Below are 16,587 nucleotides of genomic sequence, written 5' to 3' on the forward strand. Positions count from 1 at the left end.
CCGCAACGCCCCCGGGGCAATCGTTTGCCAAACAGTGGCAGTAAGATGGCCGGGACGAAAATGACTACAATTTGGCTGACGATCAAGTCGAATGGATGGGGACGTATCGATGATTACCGTCGAGCTGTTTCGCTATAAACCCGACACCGATAGGACACCGCATCTCGAGCGGGTCGAGCTCGACGAGTGCTTTCGTAAGGCGATGGTGCTGGATGTGCTGGAATATCTGAAAACGCAGGATCCCACCCTCGTCTACAGGCGCTCCTGTCGCGAGGGCGTGTGTGGCTCGGATGGCATGAACATCAACGGTAAAAACGGCCTGGCCTGCATCACGCCGATGGCCGAGGCACTAGGCCGTTCAACTACCCTGATTCTGCGTCCGCTGCCCGGTATGCCGGTGATCCGCGACCTGGTCGTCGATCAGCAGCTGTTCTTCAAGCAACTGGAACGCATCCGCCCCTATCTGATCAATGACACACCTGAGCCGGCCATCGAGCGCCTACAAGCCCCAAAGGACCGGGACCGGCTCGACGGCCTCTACGAATGCATCCTGTGTGCTTGCTGTACCTCAGCCTGCCCATCGTGGTGGTGGAACCCGCAGAAATATATTGGACCAGCGGGCCTGCTGCAGGCCTATCGTTTCCTGATTGATAGCCGTGACACCGCCACCGACGAACGCCTTTCCGAGCTGGAAGACCCGTTCAGCGTCTTCCGCTGCCGGCAGATCGCCAACTGCACCTGGGTTTGCCCCAAGGGACTCAACCCGATGCAGGCCATCGGCCGAATCAAGGCCCTGCTACTTAGTCGCGGCAGCTAACGCCATGCTGCCAGCGACGTTTCATCAACGTCGCGGTGATCTCCTCGATCTAGGTCAGGGCGACCACACGATCGGCAGGCTAAGCATCGGAATCAGGCCGGGCCGTGGGGTGTCTCTCAGGCCAACCAGGACAACGGGCTGTGATGCAGGGCAGCGCCTACGATGTAAAGGAACACCGTCACCGCTGCCAGCGCTGCCAGGCCGCGCTTGGCCGGCGTTCGGCCCCGCTTGATGGCGACGCTACCCAACAGGACATAGGCCAGCAGGCCCAGCAGCTTGGCCGCCAGCCAGGGCTGCTGGTGCGGCCAGGCGCGCAGCATAAGCATCAGCGACACCCCCAGTGTCAACAGTGCGGTATCGATGACATGAGGCAGGATGCGCACCCAGCGTGCCTGCAGTCGCGGCGACGCGCGCACCGACCACCAGGCACGCAATACGAACAGCGAAAGGCTGAGCCCAGCGGCGCTCATGTGCAGGTACTTGATCAGCAGGTACGACGACATCCCTTATCCTGAGCCTCTCAGCCTTCCCCACCGTCGGGCCGCGATGACAGCAGCGGCCAGGCGTAGTGCATCAGGAAGACCGCATAAGCGAGGCACCACAGCAGGATGCTCAGGCTCAGCATCCAGTGGGTGACCTGGGGCCATAGCGTCGGCACCAGCGCCCGCAGCGTGGCCGCAAGCAGCATCATGCCCAAGGCCACACCGATCCCCGGCAGGGTCTTGATGGGGCGGCCGGTATGCCCCAGCGAGACCCGCGACAGCATCGACAGGATCATGGTGCCCATGCCGCCCACGGTCAGGGCATGGATCGCCAGCGTCGCCGGCAGCGCCCCTAGGGCGGCCAGGCCGAACATGACGAGCCCCAGGCCAACGAAGGCGTAGCTCGCGTGAAGCCCCCACAGCAGCGGTTCGCGAAGCGTGCGCCCGCCTTCCCAGCGCGCCAGGCGCCACAGATTGGCGAGGCCGGCGGAAATGGCCAACGCCGCCGTCAGGAGCGCCGGCATGACGAGCCCCGCCGCCCCCAGCAGTCCGATCAGCACCAGCGCCGCCACGCCGCCGATGGCCAGTCGCTCCAGCCAGGCGCTGGGCTGGGCCTTCGGCCGTTTCAGACGCAGCGAGGTGAAGAAGGGAATCACCCGCCCCCCGAGCACCACCATCAACAGGGTGATCAGCAGTACCGCGAGGTGGGCACCGGCGCGCACCAGGGTGCCGTCACCGCGGGCGAGCCCCCAGTGCATCAGGGCGTTGGCCACCACCAGCAGCACCAACACCGGCACAAAGATCAGGTTGCGCCACTGCTTCGCCCTGATCACCAGCCGCGCCATCACCCCCGCCACCAGCGGCAGGAAGGCCAGGTCGACCAGCGCGACCGAGAGCCCGTTCGGCGCGCCGGGCGGGCTCATTAGGCCGGGAAAGGCCATCACGAGGCGACCTGCCAGCCACACCAGCACGATGGCGAGCAGCGGCCAGCCATGCAGGCTGCGCTGCCCCGTCCAGTTCTGCACTGCGGTCAGCAGGAAGCCCGCCACGATGGCCGCCACGAAGCCGAACAGCATCTCGTGCTGATGCCACCAGACCATACCGCCCAAGGGCTCAAACAGCAGGCTGCCGTGCCAGAAGGCGCCCCAGGCCAACATGGCCAGCAGGCTGAACAGGGCACCGAACAGGAAGAAGGGGCGAAAAGCCAGCCGCCACAGCGGCATGACCCGGCTCAGGGTCGACGAAATCGGCAGACTACTTTCTCCAGCCATGGTAATGCTCCTCAAGCGGCATCGAGCGAGCGCCCGAAATGCTCGAAGTGGCAGCGATTGTCGGCCGGGAGCAGCCGCGCCAGGATACCGCCGACACCCAGCATATCGTGAAAATTCCGGCTGCCCCGCCCCTCGGGCTCACGCTTGATCGACAGCCGATAGCTACGCCCGTTGGGCATCGCTGATAGGCTGTAATGGCGGCAGACCGGCTTGCCATCGATCACGAGTATCACCCCGATGAACTGCCCCGCTGGCCGACCGGCGTTTCGCGCTCGTAGTGGAACTTCATGTAGACGATGCCCGGCGCCATGACCAGGCACCAGGCCAGCTCTACTTCGTCGTCATAGTGCGGGTCGAAGTGGCGCAGGATCTCGACCAAGGTTTCCATCCACAGATCAAAGAGCGCCGGGCGAATGTCGAGATACTGGCAGTTATGACTTATGGCGACCCGGTCGAGATAATAGTCGGCATGGCACGAACCATAAAAGGCCAGCAGGTGGTAGAAGGATTTCTTGAGCATCGCCTGCTGACGGAGCATGTCGGTGATGCGGAACTTCTCTGCCACCTCTTCGGAGGCCGCGACGAACCTCAGGTAGAAAGCCTCGAAGAAACCCTTCCCTGAGATGTGGCGCGCCAGCACTCTCTCATAGCTGCCGTCGAAGATCGTCTCGATAATCCAAGGCATTCTCCCTGACCACCCACACAGACTATCCAGAGCCGGGTATCCCTTGCTTAAAGCCTAGCCGCAGGCTGGCGCGGCGCCACCTCGTCCGCGATGGAGCATGACCCAGGGCAAGGAAAGCGGAGCGCTTTCTCAACCTCCGTCGCCGGCCTCGCCCAGCGCCTGGCGGCGAATCCGCCAGTCCTCCAGCGCCAGCCGTGCCCGGGCCTGGCGCGCCTGCTCGCGCAGGGCGTCGGAGGGCGTCTCGGTGGCGGCAAGCCCTCGCCCTTCCTGCCAGTCATAGAAGGTCGGCTGTGCCAGGTTGGTCGCCGCCCCCTGCTTGCTCACCAACAAACCTGCGCCACCGTCCTGGCGATTGAACGACAGCGCCATCGGCTTCTCGACCGGTGCATAGAGATCACGCCCGACCCAGGGCACCTCGGCCTTCGAGAGCGAATGCGCCCACAGGGTGGGGAAGATATCGCGGTGACTGGTCCAATCCTCGCGCTGGGCCGTGGCCTGCTGGCGATAGCGCGGCGGCAGCCACACAAGGATCGGCACGCCGAACTGATCGAACAGATCATGGGCATCCGGGTACTGAATGATCGAGCGGGAGTTGTGATCGCCGGTCGCGGCAAAAAGCGTATGCCCGAGCAGGCCATCTGACTCGAGACGGTCCAGGAAGCCGCCCATGGCATCGTTGGCGTATTGATAGGTCTCGAGAATCGAGGTGCCAAATTCGGGCGATACCGCCAACGAATCCCCCAGTTGCGTGACATCCAGCGGCGCCGGCGTGTAGTGATCAGGAACATGGTAGGGAGGATGATTGGTGATCGAGAGCATCACCAGCATCACCTTCTCGCCCCTGGCATCGGCCTCACGCAAGAGTTCGGCGCCGGTGCGGAACATCCACTCGTCATCCAGTCCCCAGGTGCCACCGGTAGCCTCGGGGAAGCGCTCACGAATCGCGCTGGAACCGAGCACCTGATCGAAACCCTGGCGTCTCAGGGCATCGTCGAGGTCACGCCACTGCACCGAGCCCGCGGTCAGGAACACCGTGCGGTAGCCGTCTCGCCGATACGGCAGGGCCGCCGAGGTCGAGAAGCTACGATAGCCATAGCGGCTCTGGGTCAGCGGGCTGATCGGCGTATCCAACAACAGCCCCTCGAGGCTCGGATGGGTGCCGTTCTCCGCCGACAGGGCATGAGGGAAATAGTCCGCCTTACCCTCGAGCCAGGGCCGCAGCCGGCCAAGCAGGTCGTTGCTCTCGGGGTCATCGAAATCCAGCGGTCGGCGTCCCCAGCTTTCCATCAGGCTGACCACCACATGGGGTGGAGCCTCTTCGGCCGCCGGCCGGCGAGGCGTGGTCAGGGTCATGCGCTCAAGCACCTCATCGGCATTGTCGACCTCGGTCCAACCCAGCGTCCGGGCCGCTTCAACCGGCGATGAGAAGCCGTAATGCTCGAGCCCCGCCCGGGGGTTGTCGCCGATATTATTGAGTTCGCGCTCCTTCCATGCCAGGTACAGCGCCTGCGGACCGCTGGGCACCAGATCGTTGACGAAGGCATTGGCCGAGACGGCCATATTCATCTCACGCAGCGGGAAGGTCCCGAGGCTTCCGCGTCCGAGCCCGATGAGCGCGACCAGGCTCACTACCACCATCACGCTCGCACGCGGCCAGCCCAGATGGTGCGATCGGCGACGACTGTCTCGAATACTGTCTCGACGACCTTTTTGACGACCCGTTCGACGGCCATCGCGACGACCGCCGCGGCGCATCCAGGCAAGCTGGGCGCCGGTCATGCCGGCCAGCGCCACCAGCAGTGCCAGCAAGGGATAGTCGCTCCACACCGTATCGATCACCGCCCGGGTGTCGTCTTCGAACAGGCCAAAGATCAGTGAGTTGATTGGTCCCTGATAAAAGCTGAAGAAGAAGTGATTGACCAATGACAGCAAGTTGACCAGCAGCATGCACACCAGCGCCCAGGGAAGCCACAGCCGCCGCCATATGGCGATGAAAGGCCGTGGCAGCACCAGCAGCAGAGTCGCCACTAGCAGCCAGGGGCCGAGCAGTACCGCCATGATCTTGGCGTCAAAGCGCAGGCCGATCCAGAACGCCTGCAGCAGATCAGAGGTAGGAGCGGTGAGCGGCGTCGGGGCATTCATCCACAACAGCAGGCCACGCATCAGGGTCAGCATCGCCACCCCGACCAGCCCAAGGCGCCATAGCTGGCGATTGATCTCGCGCCAATGCCCCCAGCGCGAGACTGTCATTCCATTGTCAATCATTGGTCATTCCATCGTGTTAGGCGACGCGTACTATAACGGCCCATTCAAGGTCTGACGATCCTCAAGGGCTCTCGAAAGCCCCCTCGAAAGCCCCCTCGAAAGGCCCTGCTTAACGCAGGCATGCCCACACGATGGAAGACAGGCAAGGCGCGCGCCTCACTCCAGCCAAGGACTTATCTGGCCTCAAGCGGGCGAGAAGGCCCGAAATGCTCGTAGTGGCGATGGTCTTCGTCGACCCCCAGTGATGTCAGTGACTGATCCATCGCCGTCATGAAGCCCTGAGGGCCAACGAAGAAGCAGTGCGGCTGACCCGCCGGGAGGTAGCGAGCGAGCAGCTCGCGATCGAGACGCCCCACATGATCCGCTTCGGTATTGCCCGTCTCAGCGCGCTCGTAGACGACCGCGCAGGTCAAACGCTCGGGATAGGCCGCCTTCAGCGATGCCAGCTCCTCGGCGAAGGCATGCTGGGCGCGCTCCTGTGCGGCATGCAGGTAGACGACCTCACGGCCCTGCTCCAACCCCTGCGCTGCCAGCGGCAACATCGGCGTCTGGCCAACACCGCCACTGATCAGCATCAGCGGCGTGTCACTTTCTTCGAGGGTTAGTTCCCCGGCCGGCGGCAGCAGTTCAAGAGTGTCGCCGACGCCAAGCACATCGTGCAGATGCCGGCTGACCCGACCCTCAGGCTCACGCTTGATCGACAGCCGGTAGCGCTCACCGTTGGGCGAGGCCGAAAGACTGTAGTGACGATAGACAGGGGCACCGTCGATCATGAGCCGCACCCCGATGAACTGCCCCGGCACGAAATCGGCCACGGGCCCGCCATCTTCTGGGACCAGCACGAAGGAGCGAATCACCGAGCTCTCCTGGCGGGTCGCGTCGATGCGGAAGGTCCGAGTGCCCCGCCAACCGCCCTCACGCTGGGCAAATTCATGATAGCGATGGTCCTCAAGCTCGATCAGCAAGCCTGCCAGTTCCTCGTAGAGCGCTCCCCAGGCATCGGCGACGTCGGGCGTCACGGCATCGCCCAGCACCTCGCCGATGGCCGCCATCAGGCACTCGCCGACGATCGGGTACTGATCGGGACGAATACCCAGCGAGACATGCTTACTGACCACCGTGGCCAGCACCTGCCGGGCACGAGCGGGCTCCCTGCGCAGTTGCACATAGGCCAGCACCGCCCCAGCGAGCGCCTGCGGCTGGGCACCGTCGGCCTGATGCGCCGCATTGAACAGCACAGAGACTTCCGGGTAACGGGAGAACATCAGCGGATAAAAGCGTGACGTAATGGTACCGAGGTGCTCGGCCACCACTGGCGCAGTCGCATCGATCAGACTTTCCTGGTCTTTCGTCAGCATTCAGGCTCTCACTCTTGGTAAAGACGGTTGATAAAGATGCTTGGCTGCAACCCGTTGAGTTACAGCAACGGCGGGGCATCGAGGTAACACTCCGTGCCCTGCTTCTTTATCAATAAGCAATCTTCATGCCAGAAGTGCGCCGCACATTACCAAATCTCTCGCTGCACGCGCCTCATGCGGCTTTCGGCAATGTCCTTCCTGACCAATCAATGATCCTAGGCATGAGAGGTGCCAGCCCGGATTGACAAATTGACAGTAAACATGATGTCTTTATGACCATAAATTGTCATAAGGACATCTCCATGACTGACTTTCTCGATGCCCTACGTGACCTGCTCGCTCGCCTTTCCACAGGCGATGCCGAGGATACCTACCACGATGACTGGACCAGGCTTCTGCATGCGCTGGTCGGTGATACCCAAGCCGATGCCAGCACCCTGATGGTGATGAACCAGGATAGCCTGCGGCCGGTGGCGGTCCTGGGCCTGCCCGATGACGTTCGCGGCCGCCCCTTCCGGCTGCAGGAACACCCTCGCCTGGCTGCCATCGCCTCCCATCCGGGCATCTGTCGCTTTCCGCCCGACAGCGAGCTGCCCGACCCTTTCGATGGCCTGATCGACGAGGACATGAGCCAGGTCCATGACTGCCTGGGCGTTGCACTCAGGGACGGCGATCGGCTGATCGGCTTGCTGACGCTCGATGCTCTGGACGTCCAGGGGCTGGCAAGCCTGGATGATGGCGAGCTGCTGGCCGCCGCGCGCCTGCTTGGCACCTGTCTGCGAGTGGCCGAGCAGCTCAGCACCACCCGCCAGCAGCTCAGCGAGGCCCTGGAGGAAGAGCAACGCAGCGTCCCTCTTCAACAGTGGCACAGCCCCGTCATGGGGCGCCTGATGAACGCCCTGTCATTGGTGGCACCTACCGACATGAGCGTGCTACTGCATGGCGAGACCGGGGTCGGCAAGGAAGCGGTGGCGCGCGCCCTGCATGTCCGCTCCCAACGCCACCGCGGCCCACTCGTGCAGGTCAACTGCGCCGCCCTTCCCGAGCACCTGATCGAAAGCGAGCTGTTTGGCCACCGGCGCGGCGCCTTTTCGGGCGCACACGCCGAACGCCGCGGGCACTTCGCTATGGCCGATGGTGGCACCCTGATGCTCGATGAGGTCGGCGAGCTGCCCCTGGCCCTGCAGCCCAAGCTGCTGCGGGTGCTTCAGGAAGGCGAGATTCAGCCGTTGGGCAGCGAGCGTGCTGAGCGCGTCGACGTACGCATCATTGCCGTCACCAATCGCGACCTGTCAAGCGAGGTCGAAGCGGGCCGCTTCCGGGAAGACCTCTATCACCGCCTGAACGCTTTTCCTCTTGCCGTTCCGCCGCTACGCGAGCGACCTGAAGATATTTCACTGCTGGCCGGCCATTTCCTCGAGGAAAACCGGATACGGCTCGGGGTCGCCAACCTGCGCCTAGACGCTGACGCCATGGCCGCACTGACGGCCTGGCAGTGGCCAGGCAACATACGCGAGCTCGAGCACACCCTGGGCAGAGCGGCGCTGAGGGCCCTTGGCGAGCAGGGAGCCGTCAGCCCCCAGGTGAGACGCCAGTCAGTACTCCGCCTGTCGCCCCACCACCTGGCGCTGCCCGGCTTACCCGCAAGTGAAATTCCCGCCTGCGGCGAGACACCAGCCAACCCCACAGTAGCCAGAAAAGCCACGCTCAGTGATGCGACCGCCTTGCCCCTGCGACAGGCCACCGACGACTTCCAACGACGCCATATCCAGGCCCACCTCGAGGCGAAATCCGGCAACTGGGCGGCCACCGCCCGAGAGCTATGCATCGACCCCGGCAACCTGCACCGCCTGGCCAGGCGCCTTGGCTTGAAGGACTAGCGCTCAAGGACTAGCTCTCAAGGACTAGAAAAGCCCCGCCACCCAAGGGTGACGAGGCTTTTCGGTTGGCAAGGGGCTGGCCTTGGCGGCGCCTTAGCGACCCAGCAGCGTGCTCACGTCCTTGGCTTCCCAATGCGGGAAATACTTGCGCACCAAGGCGTTGAGTTCGACTTCAAAGCCCTGCCAGTCGACTTCGCCACCGACTTGGCCGCTGCCCTTGGCCGTGCCGCGAATCATGCCGGCACCGACGGTGACGTTGGTCAGACGGTCGACGACGATGAAGCTGCCGGTGCCCGGGCTCTTGCGGTAGTCGTCCACCGGTACCTCGGCGGTCAGCTCTACCTGGCAGCGGCCGATGGCGTTGAGCTCCAGACGCTCGGCGTCCTTATGCTCAAGGGTGTTGACATCGACCTGGTAGTCGATGTGACTCACCTGACCGGTCAGGTCTCGCGTGGCGAGCTTGAGATCATAGGGCCGGCCGGGCTCGAGCGCCGTCTCGTGCATCCAGACGATATCGGCCTCGAAGGCGTTGGACATCGGCACCTCGGCATCGGCGGCAACGAGCCAGTCGCCTCGAGAGATGTCGATCTCGTCTTCCAGGGTCACAGTGATCGCCTGACCCGGATAGGCCGCTTCCAGGTCGCCGTCGAAGGTGACGATACGCTCGATCTTGCTCGTCTTGTTGGACGGCAGCGCCTTGACGGCCTGACCTGGACGCAGGATGCCGGCGGCGAGGGTGCCGCAGTAACCGCGAAAGTCGAGATTAGGCCGATTGACGTACTGCACGGGCAGGCGCAGATCACTGAGGTTCGAGTCGTGAGCGACCTCGACGGTCTCCAGCAGCGAGAGCAGCGGCTCGCCGCCAAACCAGTCCATTTGGTCACTGCCGTTGACCACGTTGTCGCCGGTCAGCGCCGACAGCGGCACGAAGCGGATATCCGGAGCGTTGAGGTTTTCGGCGAAGGCCCGGTACTCGGCGACGATCTCGTTGAAGCGGTCTTCGGAGTAGTCGACCAGGTCCATCTTGTTGACCGCGATCACCAGGTGCTGGATGCCCAGCAGGTCGGCGATGTAGCTGTGGCGGCGAGTCTGGGTCTGCACGCCATAACGGGCGTCGATCAGGATCACCGCGAGGCTCGCGGTGGAGGCGCCGGTGGCCATGTTGCGGGTGTACTGCTCGTGGCCCGGCGTATCGGCGATGATGAACTTGCGCCGGTCGGTGGAGAAGAAGCGATAGGCGACGTCGATGGTGATGCCCTGCTCCCGCTCGGACTGCAGGCCGTCGACCAGCAGCGCCAGATCGACCTGATCACCGGTGGTCCCGCTGGTCTTGGAAGCCTGGGTGATGGCGGCGAGCTGATCCTCGTAGATCATCTTGGAGTCGTGCAGCAGCCGCCCGATCAGGGTCGACTTGCCGTCATCGACGCTGCCGCAGGTGATGAAGCGCAAGAGATCCTTGTTCTCGTGCTCGTGCAGGTACTGCTCGATGTTGTCGGCGATCAGGGTTGATTGATGAGCCATGACGTATCCCGGAAAAGTCTGGCCGGCTGGCACGACGCGCCGTACTGAAACATGGCGTGCCGCCGGCGGAAAAAGGCGAACGAAGCAACCGAAGGGCCTTCAGGCCACGGTCGATGGACTAGAAGTAGCCCTCACGCTTCTTCTTCTCCATCGAGCCGGCCTGGTCGTGGTCGATGGCACGACCCGAACGCTCGGAGGTGCGGGTCAAGAGCATCTCCTGAATGATCTCGGGCAGCGTGGTGGCCTTTGATTCCACGGCGCCGGTCAGCGGGTAGCAGCCCAGGGTGCGGAAGCGAACCCACTTCTCTTCGGGCACTTCGCCTTCCTCCAGCGGCAGGCGATCATCGTCGACCATGATGTCCATGCCATCGCGATGCACCACCGGACGCGGCGCGGAGAAGTACAGCGGCACGATGGGAATCGACTCCAGGTAGATGTACTGCCAGATGTCGAGTTCGGTCCAGTTGGAAAGCGGGAAGACGCGGATCGACTCGCCCTTGTTGACCTTGGCGTTGTAGATGTTCCACAGCTCCGGGCGCTGCTTCTTGGGGTCCCAGCGGTGGAACTTGTCGCGGAAGGAGTAGACGCGCTCCTTGGCGCGGCTGGCCTCCTCGTCGCGACGCGCGCCGCCGAAGGCGGCATCGAAGCCGTACTTGTCGAGCGCCTGCTTGAGGGAGGCGGTCTTCATGATGTCGGTGTACTTGGAGCTGCCGTGATCGAACGGATTGATGTTCGCCTCGACGCCTTCCTGGTTGATGTGCTCGATCAGCTCCATGCCCGCCTCGTCGGCCATGCGGTCGCGGAACTTGATCATCTCGCGGAACTTCCAGGTGGTATTGACGTGCATCAGCGGAAACGGCGGCGTGCCTGGATAGAAGGCTTTGCGCGCCAGGTGCAGCATCACCGAGGAATCTTTGCCGATGGAGTAGAGCATTACCGGGTTGGCGAACTCGGCGGCCACCTCACGGATGATGTGAATAGACTCGGCTTCGAGCTGCTTCAGATGGGTCAAGCGTTCGGGGGTTAACTCGGTCATCGGCGTTTCGGGCTCTATTGATGGGAGACGAACGGCCGGTAAAGCTCCGCTTCTGGCGGACTCGCGGCAGCGTAATAGCGCTAGGGTAACGAGGCGACGCTGATAACGTCAAAGAATGAAGAACTATCTTTTAAGCTTCAATAGCTATAAAGAGATCCACACGGATTGAGCTAGCCCCGACTCATGGACGGTCGTTCAGCGGTGAGGCGAGGGCATAAGGCGAGGCAGTGAGGCTTACAGGTCGACCCGCTCGATCCAGGTGGTCAGTTCATCACCGTGGAAATCGACCACTCGATAGCCGGGCCGAGAGGCCTCGTCGACGGCGAAATGAGGCGAGCCGCCCAGGAACTGGTCGGTCGTGGACGGGCAGCCGAAGACGGCCACTTCGCCCTCGGCCAGCGATTCACGGCTGGCAAAGGCCTGGTGAATATGGCCACAGAGGATGGCCCGCACCTGGCCATAGGCGGCGAGGGTCTGCCACAGCGCCTCGCGATCGTGAAGGCCGATGGCATCCATCCATGCCGAGCCAATGGCCACCGGCGGATGGTGCATCACCAGCATGGTCGGGCGTTCATCGCCCTCGAGATGTTCGGCCAGCGCCTGCAGCTTGGCCTGGCCAAGCTCGCCGTGAGGCTGACCGTTGACTCGGGTATCGAGCAGCAGCAGGCGCCAGTGGCCCAGGTCGACCTCGCCGTTGAGCTCGCGATGCTCGACCATCAGCTCGGGCTGGTCATGATTACCGGGCAGCCAGAACCAGGGACAGCCCAAAGACGCGAAGGCCTCTTGGGCATGGGCGTAGGACATCAGGGTCTCATCCTGACTGACGTCACCGGTCACCAGCAGTACGTCCGGGCGCTTTGCTTGGGCATGCTCAAGCACCGCATGCAGCTGGCGCAGCGGAAAGCCAGTGCGAGAGCGTGCCTCGGGATCGGCGTGCAGGTGAGTATCGGTGACCTGAACCAGACGCATCAGCGCAGCACCGGAGCGTCCAGGGAGTGACCATGCGCCATGCCGTGCTCGAGCCATTCGCCCAGGAAGCGGTTGAGCTGGAGCTTTTCATCGGGCTGGTGCATGCGCGCGTTGGGGTAGCGATAGCGGCCATGGAAATGGCGCTGGCGCTGGAAATCCGTGACCTCGGCCATGCGCACGTCATGGTAGAGGTGAACCCGCATGCAGGGCGGGTCGATGACGGCATCGAGTACTCCGGACTGGCTGACCCTCACGATGGTGGTGTAGGGGGCGCACTCGAGCACCTCGAGGTGCAGGGTGCCAAAGCGCTGCTCACGCCCGGACAGGGCGACATCGCGGCGCTCTCCGGCACCCAGCTCGCCCAGCAGGCGGCTTAGCCGCAGGTAGTTGGCGCTGCATTCGCCCTGCAGGGTCTTCAAGTCGGTGACATAGGCGTTTCTGGCCACAGGGTTACCTCCGTGCGCGCAGTGAGGCCCGCTCGCGCGCCAACCAATGGAAGGCGATCAGGCACATGGCATTGTCGAGTCGGCCGGCGTCGAGCAGCTCCCAAGCCTTCAGGTACGGTATCACATGCACCTGAATGTCTTCGTGTTCCTCGTCGAGCCCGTGCACGCCGCCAAGCCCAGCGCTGTCCACCAGGCCACAGAACAGGGTGACCCGCTCGTTGCAGGCGCCGGGGCTCGGGTAGTAGCTGTGTAGTTCGATCAGCTCACCGATCGGGCAGTTGGCCTCTTCGATGGCTTCACGTCTGGCCACCTCGGCCGGGCTTTCTCCGGGCTTGATCAGCCCCGCCACGGGCTCTAGCTTCCAGGGGCTGACCGTATCATCCAAGGCGCCAGCGCGGATCTGTTCGACCAGCACCACCGCATCGCGCTCGACATCGTAAAGCAGTACGCCCACGGCATCGAAGCGCACGTGCACCTCGCGCACCACCTCCTCGCTCCATCCTCCCTCGAAGCGCCGATGGCGAAGGCGCCGGCGCTCGAGGCGAAAGAAGCCCTGGTAAAGGCATTCGTCTTCCAGACGCTCGACATCGGCCGAGCCGAAGCGCGGTGGGTCAAGCTCGGGAGTCGGGTCGTGATGCTCGCCCATCGGGCCTCCGGGTCGAAATCAAAGAAGCCATTATCCCGACCCGACCACTCCCTGCCAACCTTGGTCATGAAGTCAGCACCGCCATTCAGCGCTCGCCGCGGGGCGGGAAACGTACATCGAAGCCGCGCGCATCGAGCTGGCGCACCTCTTGGGGACGGCCCTGGTCATCGAGGCGCACCAGGCCAATGCCGGCGCCATTCCACAGCCGCTCGCCGGCTTTGGCCCGGTCAGGATCGCGTGGACGAATACGCAGTGCACGGCGCTTCGTGAGGCGATTGAGGGGCGAGCGTGGTGCATACAGCCAGCGATTCAGGCGGTCAAACCAGTCGAGCAGGGTATCGGGAAAAGAGTTCTTCAGCCCGCTTGAGGTGATCTGCCAAAGCTGCGGCCCCCGTTGGCGGTGTCGCACTTCGATATCGTAGACGAAGGAATAGTGCACGTCGCCGGACAGAATCACGTAGTTCCCCGGCGTGCGCGAATGACGAAAGATGTTGAGCATCACGCTGGCCGCCCCGCGATGGGCCATCCAGTTCTCGGCATCCACCAGCAGTGGCTTGCCGCCCAGAGCGAAGAGCTTCTGCACGGCCTCGATCAGCTTGACGCCGAACATCGGCGCCGGCGACACGATCAGCACCGAGGGTTCATCGAGCAGTTCCTGCTGCAGATCGCACAAGGCTTCCCAGTCCATCAGCCCCGAGGGGCGATGGCGACGCGCCTCGCTGCGCCAGCGCCGGGTGCGGGTGTCGAGCATCAATAGCTTGGGCGTGCCGGGGACGATGACCTCCCAGCCCTCGAAGCGCAGCAAGCGGGCGATCACCGCATCCTGAGACGCTGCCGCCAACCAGCCGCCGCTTGTGCTCGCCGGTATTCCTGAGGGTGTTGGTGCTGTCGCTGGCGCTGCATCCTGGGGCTCGCGCGGCGGCGCTGCCTCGGCCAGCAGATTGGCCAGGTCATCGAGAGGCGCCGCCAGCCGATCCGGGTCGTTGCCCCAGCCCTGGCAGAGCAGGTAGGCCAGCAGCGCGTTGCCGATGATGCGCCGCGAGAAGTCATGGCCGTAGGCGGTTTCTTCCCAGGCCGCCGTGAGGTTCCAGTCATCGGTGACGTCATGATCGTCGAAGATCATCAGGGTCGGCACATTGGCCATTACCCGAGCCACCGCCGGCAAGCCGGCCACGAACTCCTCGATCACCGCCACTTCCTGGTCGTACTGATCACGATTGGCTGCTTCGAGGGATGGCACAGCCGGCGTGATCAGTTGCCAGGGCACCGGCGACCAGGCCAGCAGATACATGGCCAGCATTTCGGCGAAAGTAATCAGGTGATTGTGTGCATGGGCAGTGGTGAAGATCGGCTTGCGCACTCCGCCGAAGAAGCGCTCTCGCAGGGCCTCGGAGGTGTAAACGTCGGGCAGCAGCGCTTCGCGGGCATAGTAGCCCTTGGGCGAGGCATAAAGCGCAGGACTGTCTTTCACCTCGGCGCCCTCGAGGGTCTCGTCGACCAGTCCGAGACGCGCGATTAGCGCATGAATGGCGGCAAGCATGGGACCTGCGACATCGTCGGCGTATATCTGGTCACCGGTCATCAATAGCCAGGCCGGCCGTTCATGGGCTTCGCCCCAGCGTTCGCCCAGCCACTCATCGGCACGCACGAGACCATCGCCGCTGGGATGATGGGGCTTACGACAGGAGCCATGCAGCAACTGACCGATCCGGGAAGCGATCACGAAGCCGGGCAATGCGGCAGCGTCATGACAGCCACCTTGATAACGGGCATCTTGATAACACAGATGAGGCGCCCAATCGGCGATGCTGCGGGCACCTGCCGACGCATCGCGAATCACCAGGTCATAGTCGATACGCACGTCTTGCGGCAGTGGCGTCTCGAGGGTCACGTCGATCAAGTGCACGACCGCGTGGCGACCCACCGGCAGGCAGCGGCAGAGGGATTCATCAAGCACCAGTCGCCGACCCTCACTGCCGTCCGCGGGGGTCAGCACTAGCTCGAAGGGCAGCGAACGACTGCCCACCAGCCATAGCACCAGCCGCTCAGGGCTTGAACGACGCAGCAGCGGGCCGGCGAGCACATCAGGCAAAGAGGTTACGTCATCAGTCGGCATCATGGGCACCAAGAGTAGCGCAGCCTCTGGCATCGCGTCTTGCCTGTGATGGCGTCTGCACCTTGCTGTCTAGATCATGCGCTGGATATCAGCCGCGCACTCCTTGAGAAGACGCGTTGAAGACGGGCTTTCGCCAGGCGCTTCATCCCAGCGTGTTATCCCAGCTTGGCAAGCCGACGGCTGGCCTTTTCACGCAGGGCTGCATCCGTTGCGGCGCGCGACGGTCGGGCTTGGCCGTTGATGGCTCGCTCAAGATGCATTCGAGCGTCATCCATCCGCCCTTCCTCCTGAAGGAAAGTGGCGAAGTAGAAGTGCACATCGATGCCCTCGGGACGAATCGCCACAGCGCGCTCGAACATGCGCTCGGCAGTGGCGTCATCACCAAAGGCCAGCGGCCAGCCCGGTGCCCGATCATAGAGCGCGCCAAGCGTCACATAGGCCGAGCCCTGAAGCCCGTCAGGGTCTTGCGCGACGGCGCGTTCGAGCACCTCTCGGGCTTCCTTGGCAAGCCCCAGGGCCGAGAGGCCACCCTCGGCGCGAGCCTGGGAAGCAAAGATGATGCCCTGCCATACCAGCAGCTCTGCCTCGTTCGGGTAGCGCTCACCCAGCGCTCGGGCCTCCACAGCCAGATCCTCGAGGGCGTTGGCCTGTTTTTCCTCTGGCAGCTCGGTGCTGATTCGCTCGAAGCGCGCAACCAGGGCGCTCAAGCTGGCCTTCCAGGCAGCGCTGGCTGCTTGAGTGTCGTCGTGGGATTCTAGCGTGCTTGTGCCCGTGGATGCCGTCTGGCCCTGAGTCCCGACGTCGGCCTGGGCATGCACCGCAGAAACCAGACAGCCACACAGCGCCAGGGCGGCCAGGCGAGAAGGTAGAGATGACATGGCAAGCATCCTCAATCAAACAGGTGGCAGGGGAATCGTCTTCACTGCATTCTAACGAACGTTTGATTTTATGCCTGCTCGACTTGCGTCGTAGTCGCGATCCAGGCGTGGCATTGTCACGCTCTCGGCCTAAGCTTAATGGGGCCTGGGCTTAACGAGACGCGCATCGAAATGTCATGGTTAAAGTACTTTCAAGCATCGCCATGAGCGCCATGTA

At 63.5% G+C, this 16,587-nt stretch carries 15 protein-coding genes; 2 read left to right on the forward strand and 13 right to left on the reverse strand.

The genetic code is table 11. The features are described 5' to 3' along the window. Window positions 1-112: 112 nt before the first annotated feature. Entirely contained in the window at window positions 113-817 is a 705-nt protein-coding gene (locus Q2K57_RS01840) for a succinate dehydrogenase iron-sulfur subunit (RefSeq protein ID WP_304526642.1), read from the forward strand. A 116-nt stretch (window positions 818-933) separates the two neighbouring features. On the opposite strand, the gene Q2K57_RS01845 is transcribed toward Q2K57_RS01840, so the two are convergent. The 6 genes from Q2K57_RS01845 to hmpA all read right to left on the reverse strand — a co-directional run bounded on the left by Q2K57_RS01845 (window position 934) and on the right by hmpA (window position 6,878). Next, window positions 934-1,320: a SirB2 family protein gene (locus tag Q2K57_RS01845; protein ID WP_112054671.1), complete on the reverse strand. Its 387-nt coding sequence runs from the start codon at window positions 1,318-1,320 to the stop codon at window positions 934-936. A gap of 17 nt (window positions 1,321-1,337) precedes the next feature. After that, window positions 1,338-2,570, reverse strand: a complete 1,233-nt coding sequence (locus Q2K57_RS01850; protein ID WP_181463055.1) for an NnrS family protein — start codon at window positions 2,568-2,570, stop codon at window positions 1,338-1,340. Between the two features lie 11 nt (window positions 2,571-2,581). Continuing rightward, the gene (locus tag Q2K57_RS01855) at window positions 2,582-2,794 is read right to left on the reverse strand and encodes a hypothetical protein (protein ID WP_258396089.1); all 213 of its coding nucleotides are present in this window, start codon (window positions 2,792-2,794) and stop codon (window positions 2,582-2,584) included. A 5-nt stretch (window positions 2,795-2,799) separates the two neighbouring features. Beyond that, on the reverse strand, window positions 2,800-3,255 hold the full coding sequence (locus tag Q2K57_RS01860; protein ID WP_112054673.1) for a globin: 456 nt from the start codon (window positions 3,253-3,255) through the stop codon (window positions 2,800-2,802). A 129-nt stretch (window positions 3,256-3,384) separates the two neighbouring features. After that, window positions 3,385-5,520, reverse strand: a complete 2,136-nt coding sequence (locus Q2K57_RS01865; RefSeq protein WP_304525973.1) for an LTA synthase family protein — start codon at window positions 5,518-5,520, stop codon at window positions 3,385-3,387. A gap of 173 nt (window positions 5,521-5,693) precedes the next feature. Then, window positions 5,694-6,878 carry an NO-inducible flavohemoprotein gene (gene hmpA / locus Q2K57_RS01870; RefSeq protein WP_112054675.1) on the reverse strand — a complete coding sequence of 395 codons (1,185 nt, stop codon included), beginning with the start codon at window positions 6,876-6,878 and terminating at the stop codon, window positions 5,694-5,696. Between the two features lie 302 nt (window positions 6,879-7,180). Between hmpA and norR the strand changes: the two genes are divergently transcribed. Next, window positions 7,181-8,758 carry a nitric oxide reductase transcriptional regulator NorR gene (gene norR, locus Q2K57_RS01875; RefSeq protein WP_304525974.1) on the forward strand — a complete coding sequence of 526 codons (1,578 nt, stop codon included), beginning with the start codon at window positions 7,181-7,183 and terminating at the stop codon, window positions 8,756-8,758. 93 nt (window positions 8,759-8,851) lie between these two features. Here norR and cysN read toward each other — a convergent pair whose 3' ends face one another. The 7 genes from cysN to Q2K57_RS01910 all read right to left on the reverse strand — a co-directional run bounded on the left by cysN (window position 8,852) and on the right by Q2K57_RS01910 (window position 16,370). Continuing rightward, a complete protein-coding gene (cysN, locus tag Q2K57_RS01880) occupies window positions 8,852-10,279 on the reverse strand; it encodes a sulfate adenylyltransferase subunit CysN (protein WP_304525975.1) in 1,428 nt (475 codons plus the stop codon). Between the two features lie 118 nt (window positions 10,280-10,397). Further along, window positions 10,398-11,315, reverse strand: coding sequence for a sulfate adenylyltransferase subunit CysD (gene cysD / locus Q2K57_RS01885; RefSeq protein WP_304525976.1), 918 nt, complete (start codon window positions 11,313-11,315; stop codon window positions 10,398-10,400). A gap of 234 nt (window positions 11,316-11,549) precedes the next feature. Then, a complete protein-coding gene (locus Q2K57_RS01890; protein ID WP_304525977.1) occupies window positions 11,550-12,284 on the reverse strand; it encodes a metallophosphoesterase in 735 nt (244 codons plus the stop codon). Continuing rightward, the gene (locus Q2K57_RS01895; protein ID WP_304525978.1) at window positions 12,284-12,730 is read right to left on the reverse strand and encodes a DUF1249 domain-containing protein; all 447 of its coding nucleotides are present in this window, start codon (window positions 12,728-12,730) and stop codon (window positions 12,284-12,286) included. Before Q2K57_RS01895 ends, Q2K57_RS01890 begins: the two co-directional genes overlap by 1 nt. A 4-nt stretch (window positions 12,731-12,734) precedes the next feature. Continuing rightward, the gene (locus Q2K57_RS01900; protein WP_304525979.1) at window positions 12,735-13,376 is read right to left on the reverse strand and encodes an NUDIX domain-containing protein; all 642 of its coding nucleotides are present in this window, start codon (window positions 13,374-13,376) and stop codon (window positions 12,735-12,737) included. An 85-nt stretch (window positions 13,377-13,461) separates the two neighbouring features. Continuing rightward, window positions 13,462-15,495: an alkaline phosphatase D family protein gene (locus tag Q2K57_RS01905; protein WP_304525980.1), complete on the reverse strand. Its 2,034-nt coding sequence runs from the start codon at window positions 15,493-15,495 to the stop codon at window positions 13,462-13,464. 152 nt (window positions 15,496-15,647) lie between these two features. After that, window positions 15,648-16,370 (reverse strand): hypothetical protein, encoded by a 723-nt coding sequence (locus Q2K57_RS01910; RefSeq protein ID WP_304525981.1) that lies wholly within the window; start codon window positions 16,368-16,370, stop codon window positions 15,648-15,650. Window positions 16,371-16,587 lie beyond the last annotated feature (217 nt).

Origin of the sequence: Halomonas sp. I5-271120 (assembly GCF_030553075.1) — a bacterium.
In the GTDB taxonomy this organism is placed as follows: Bacteria; Pseudomonadota; Gammaproteobacteria; order Pseudomonadales; family Halomonadaceae; genus Onishia; species Onishia taeanensis_A.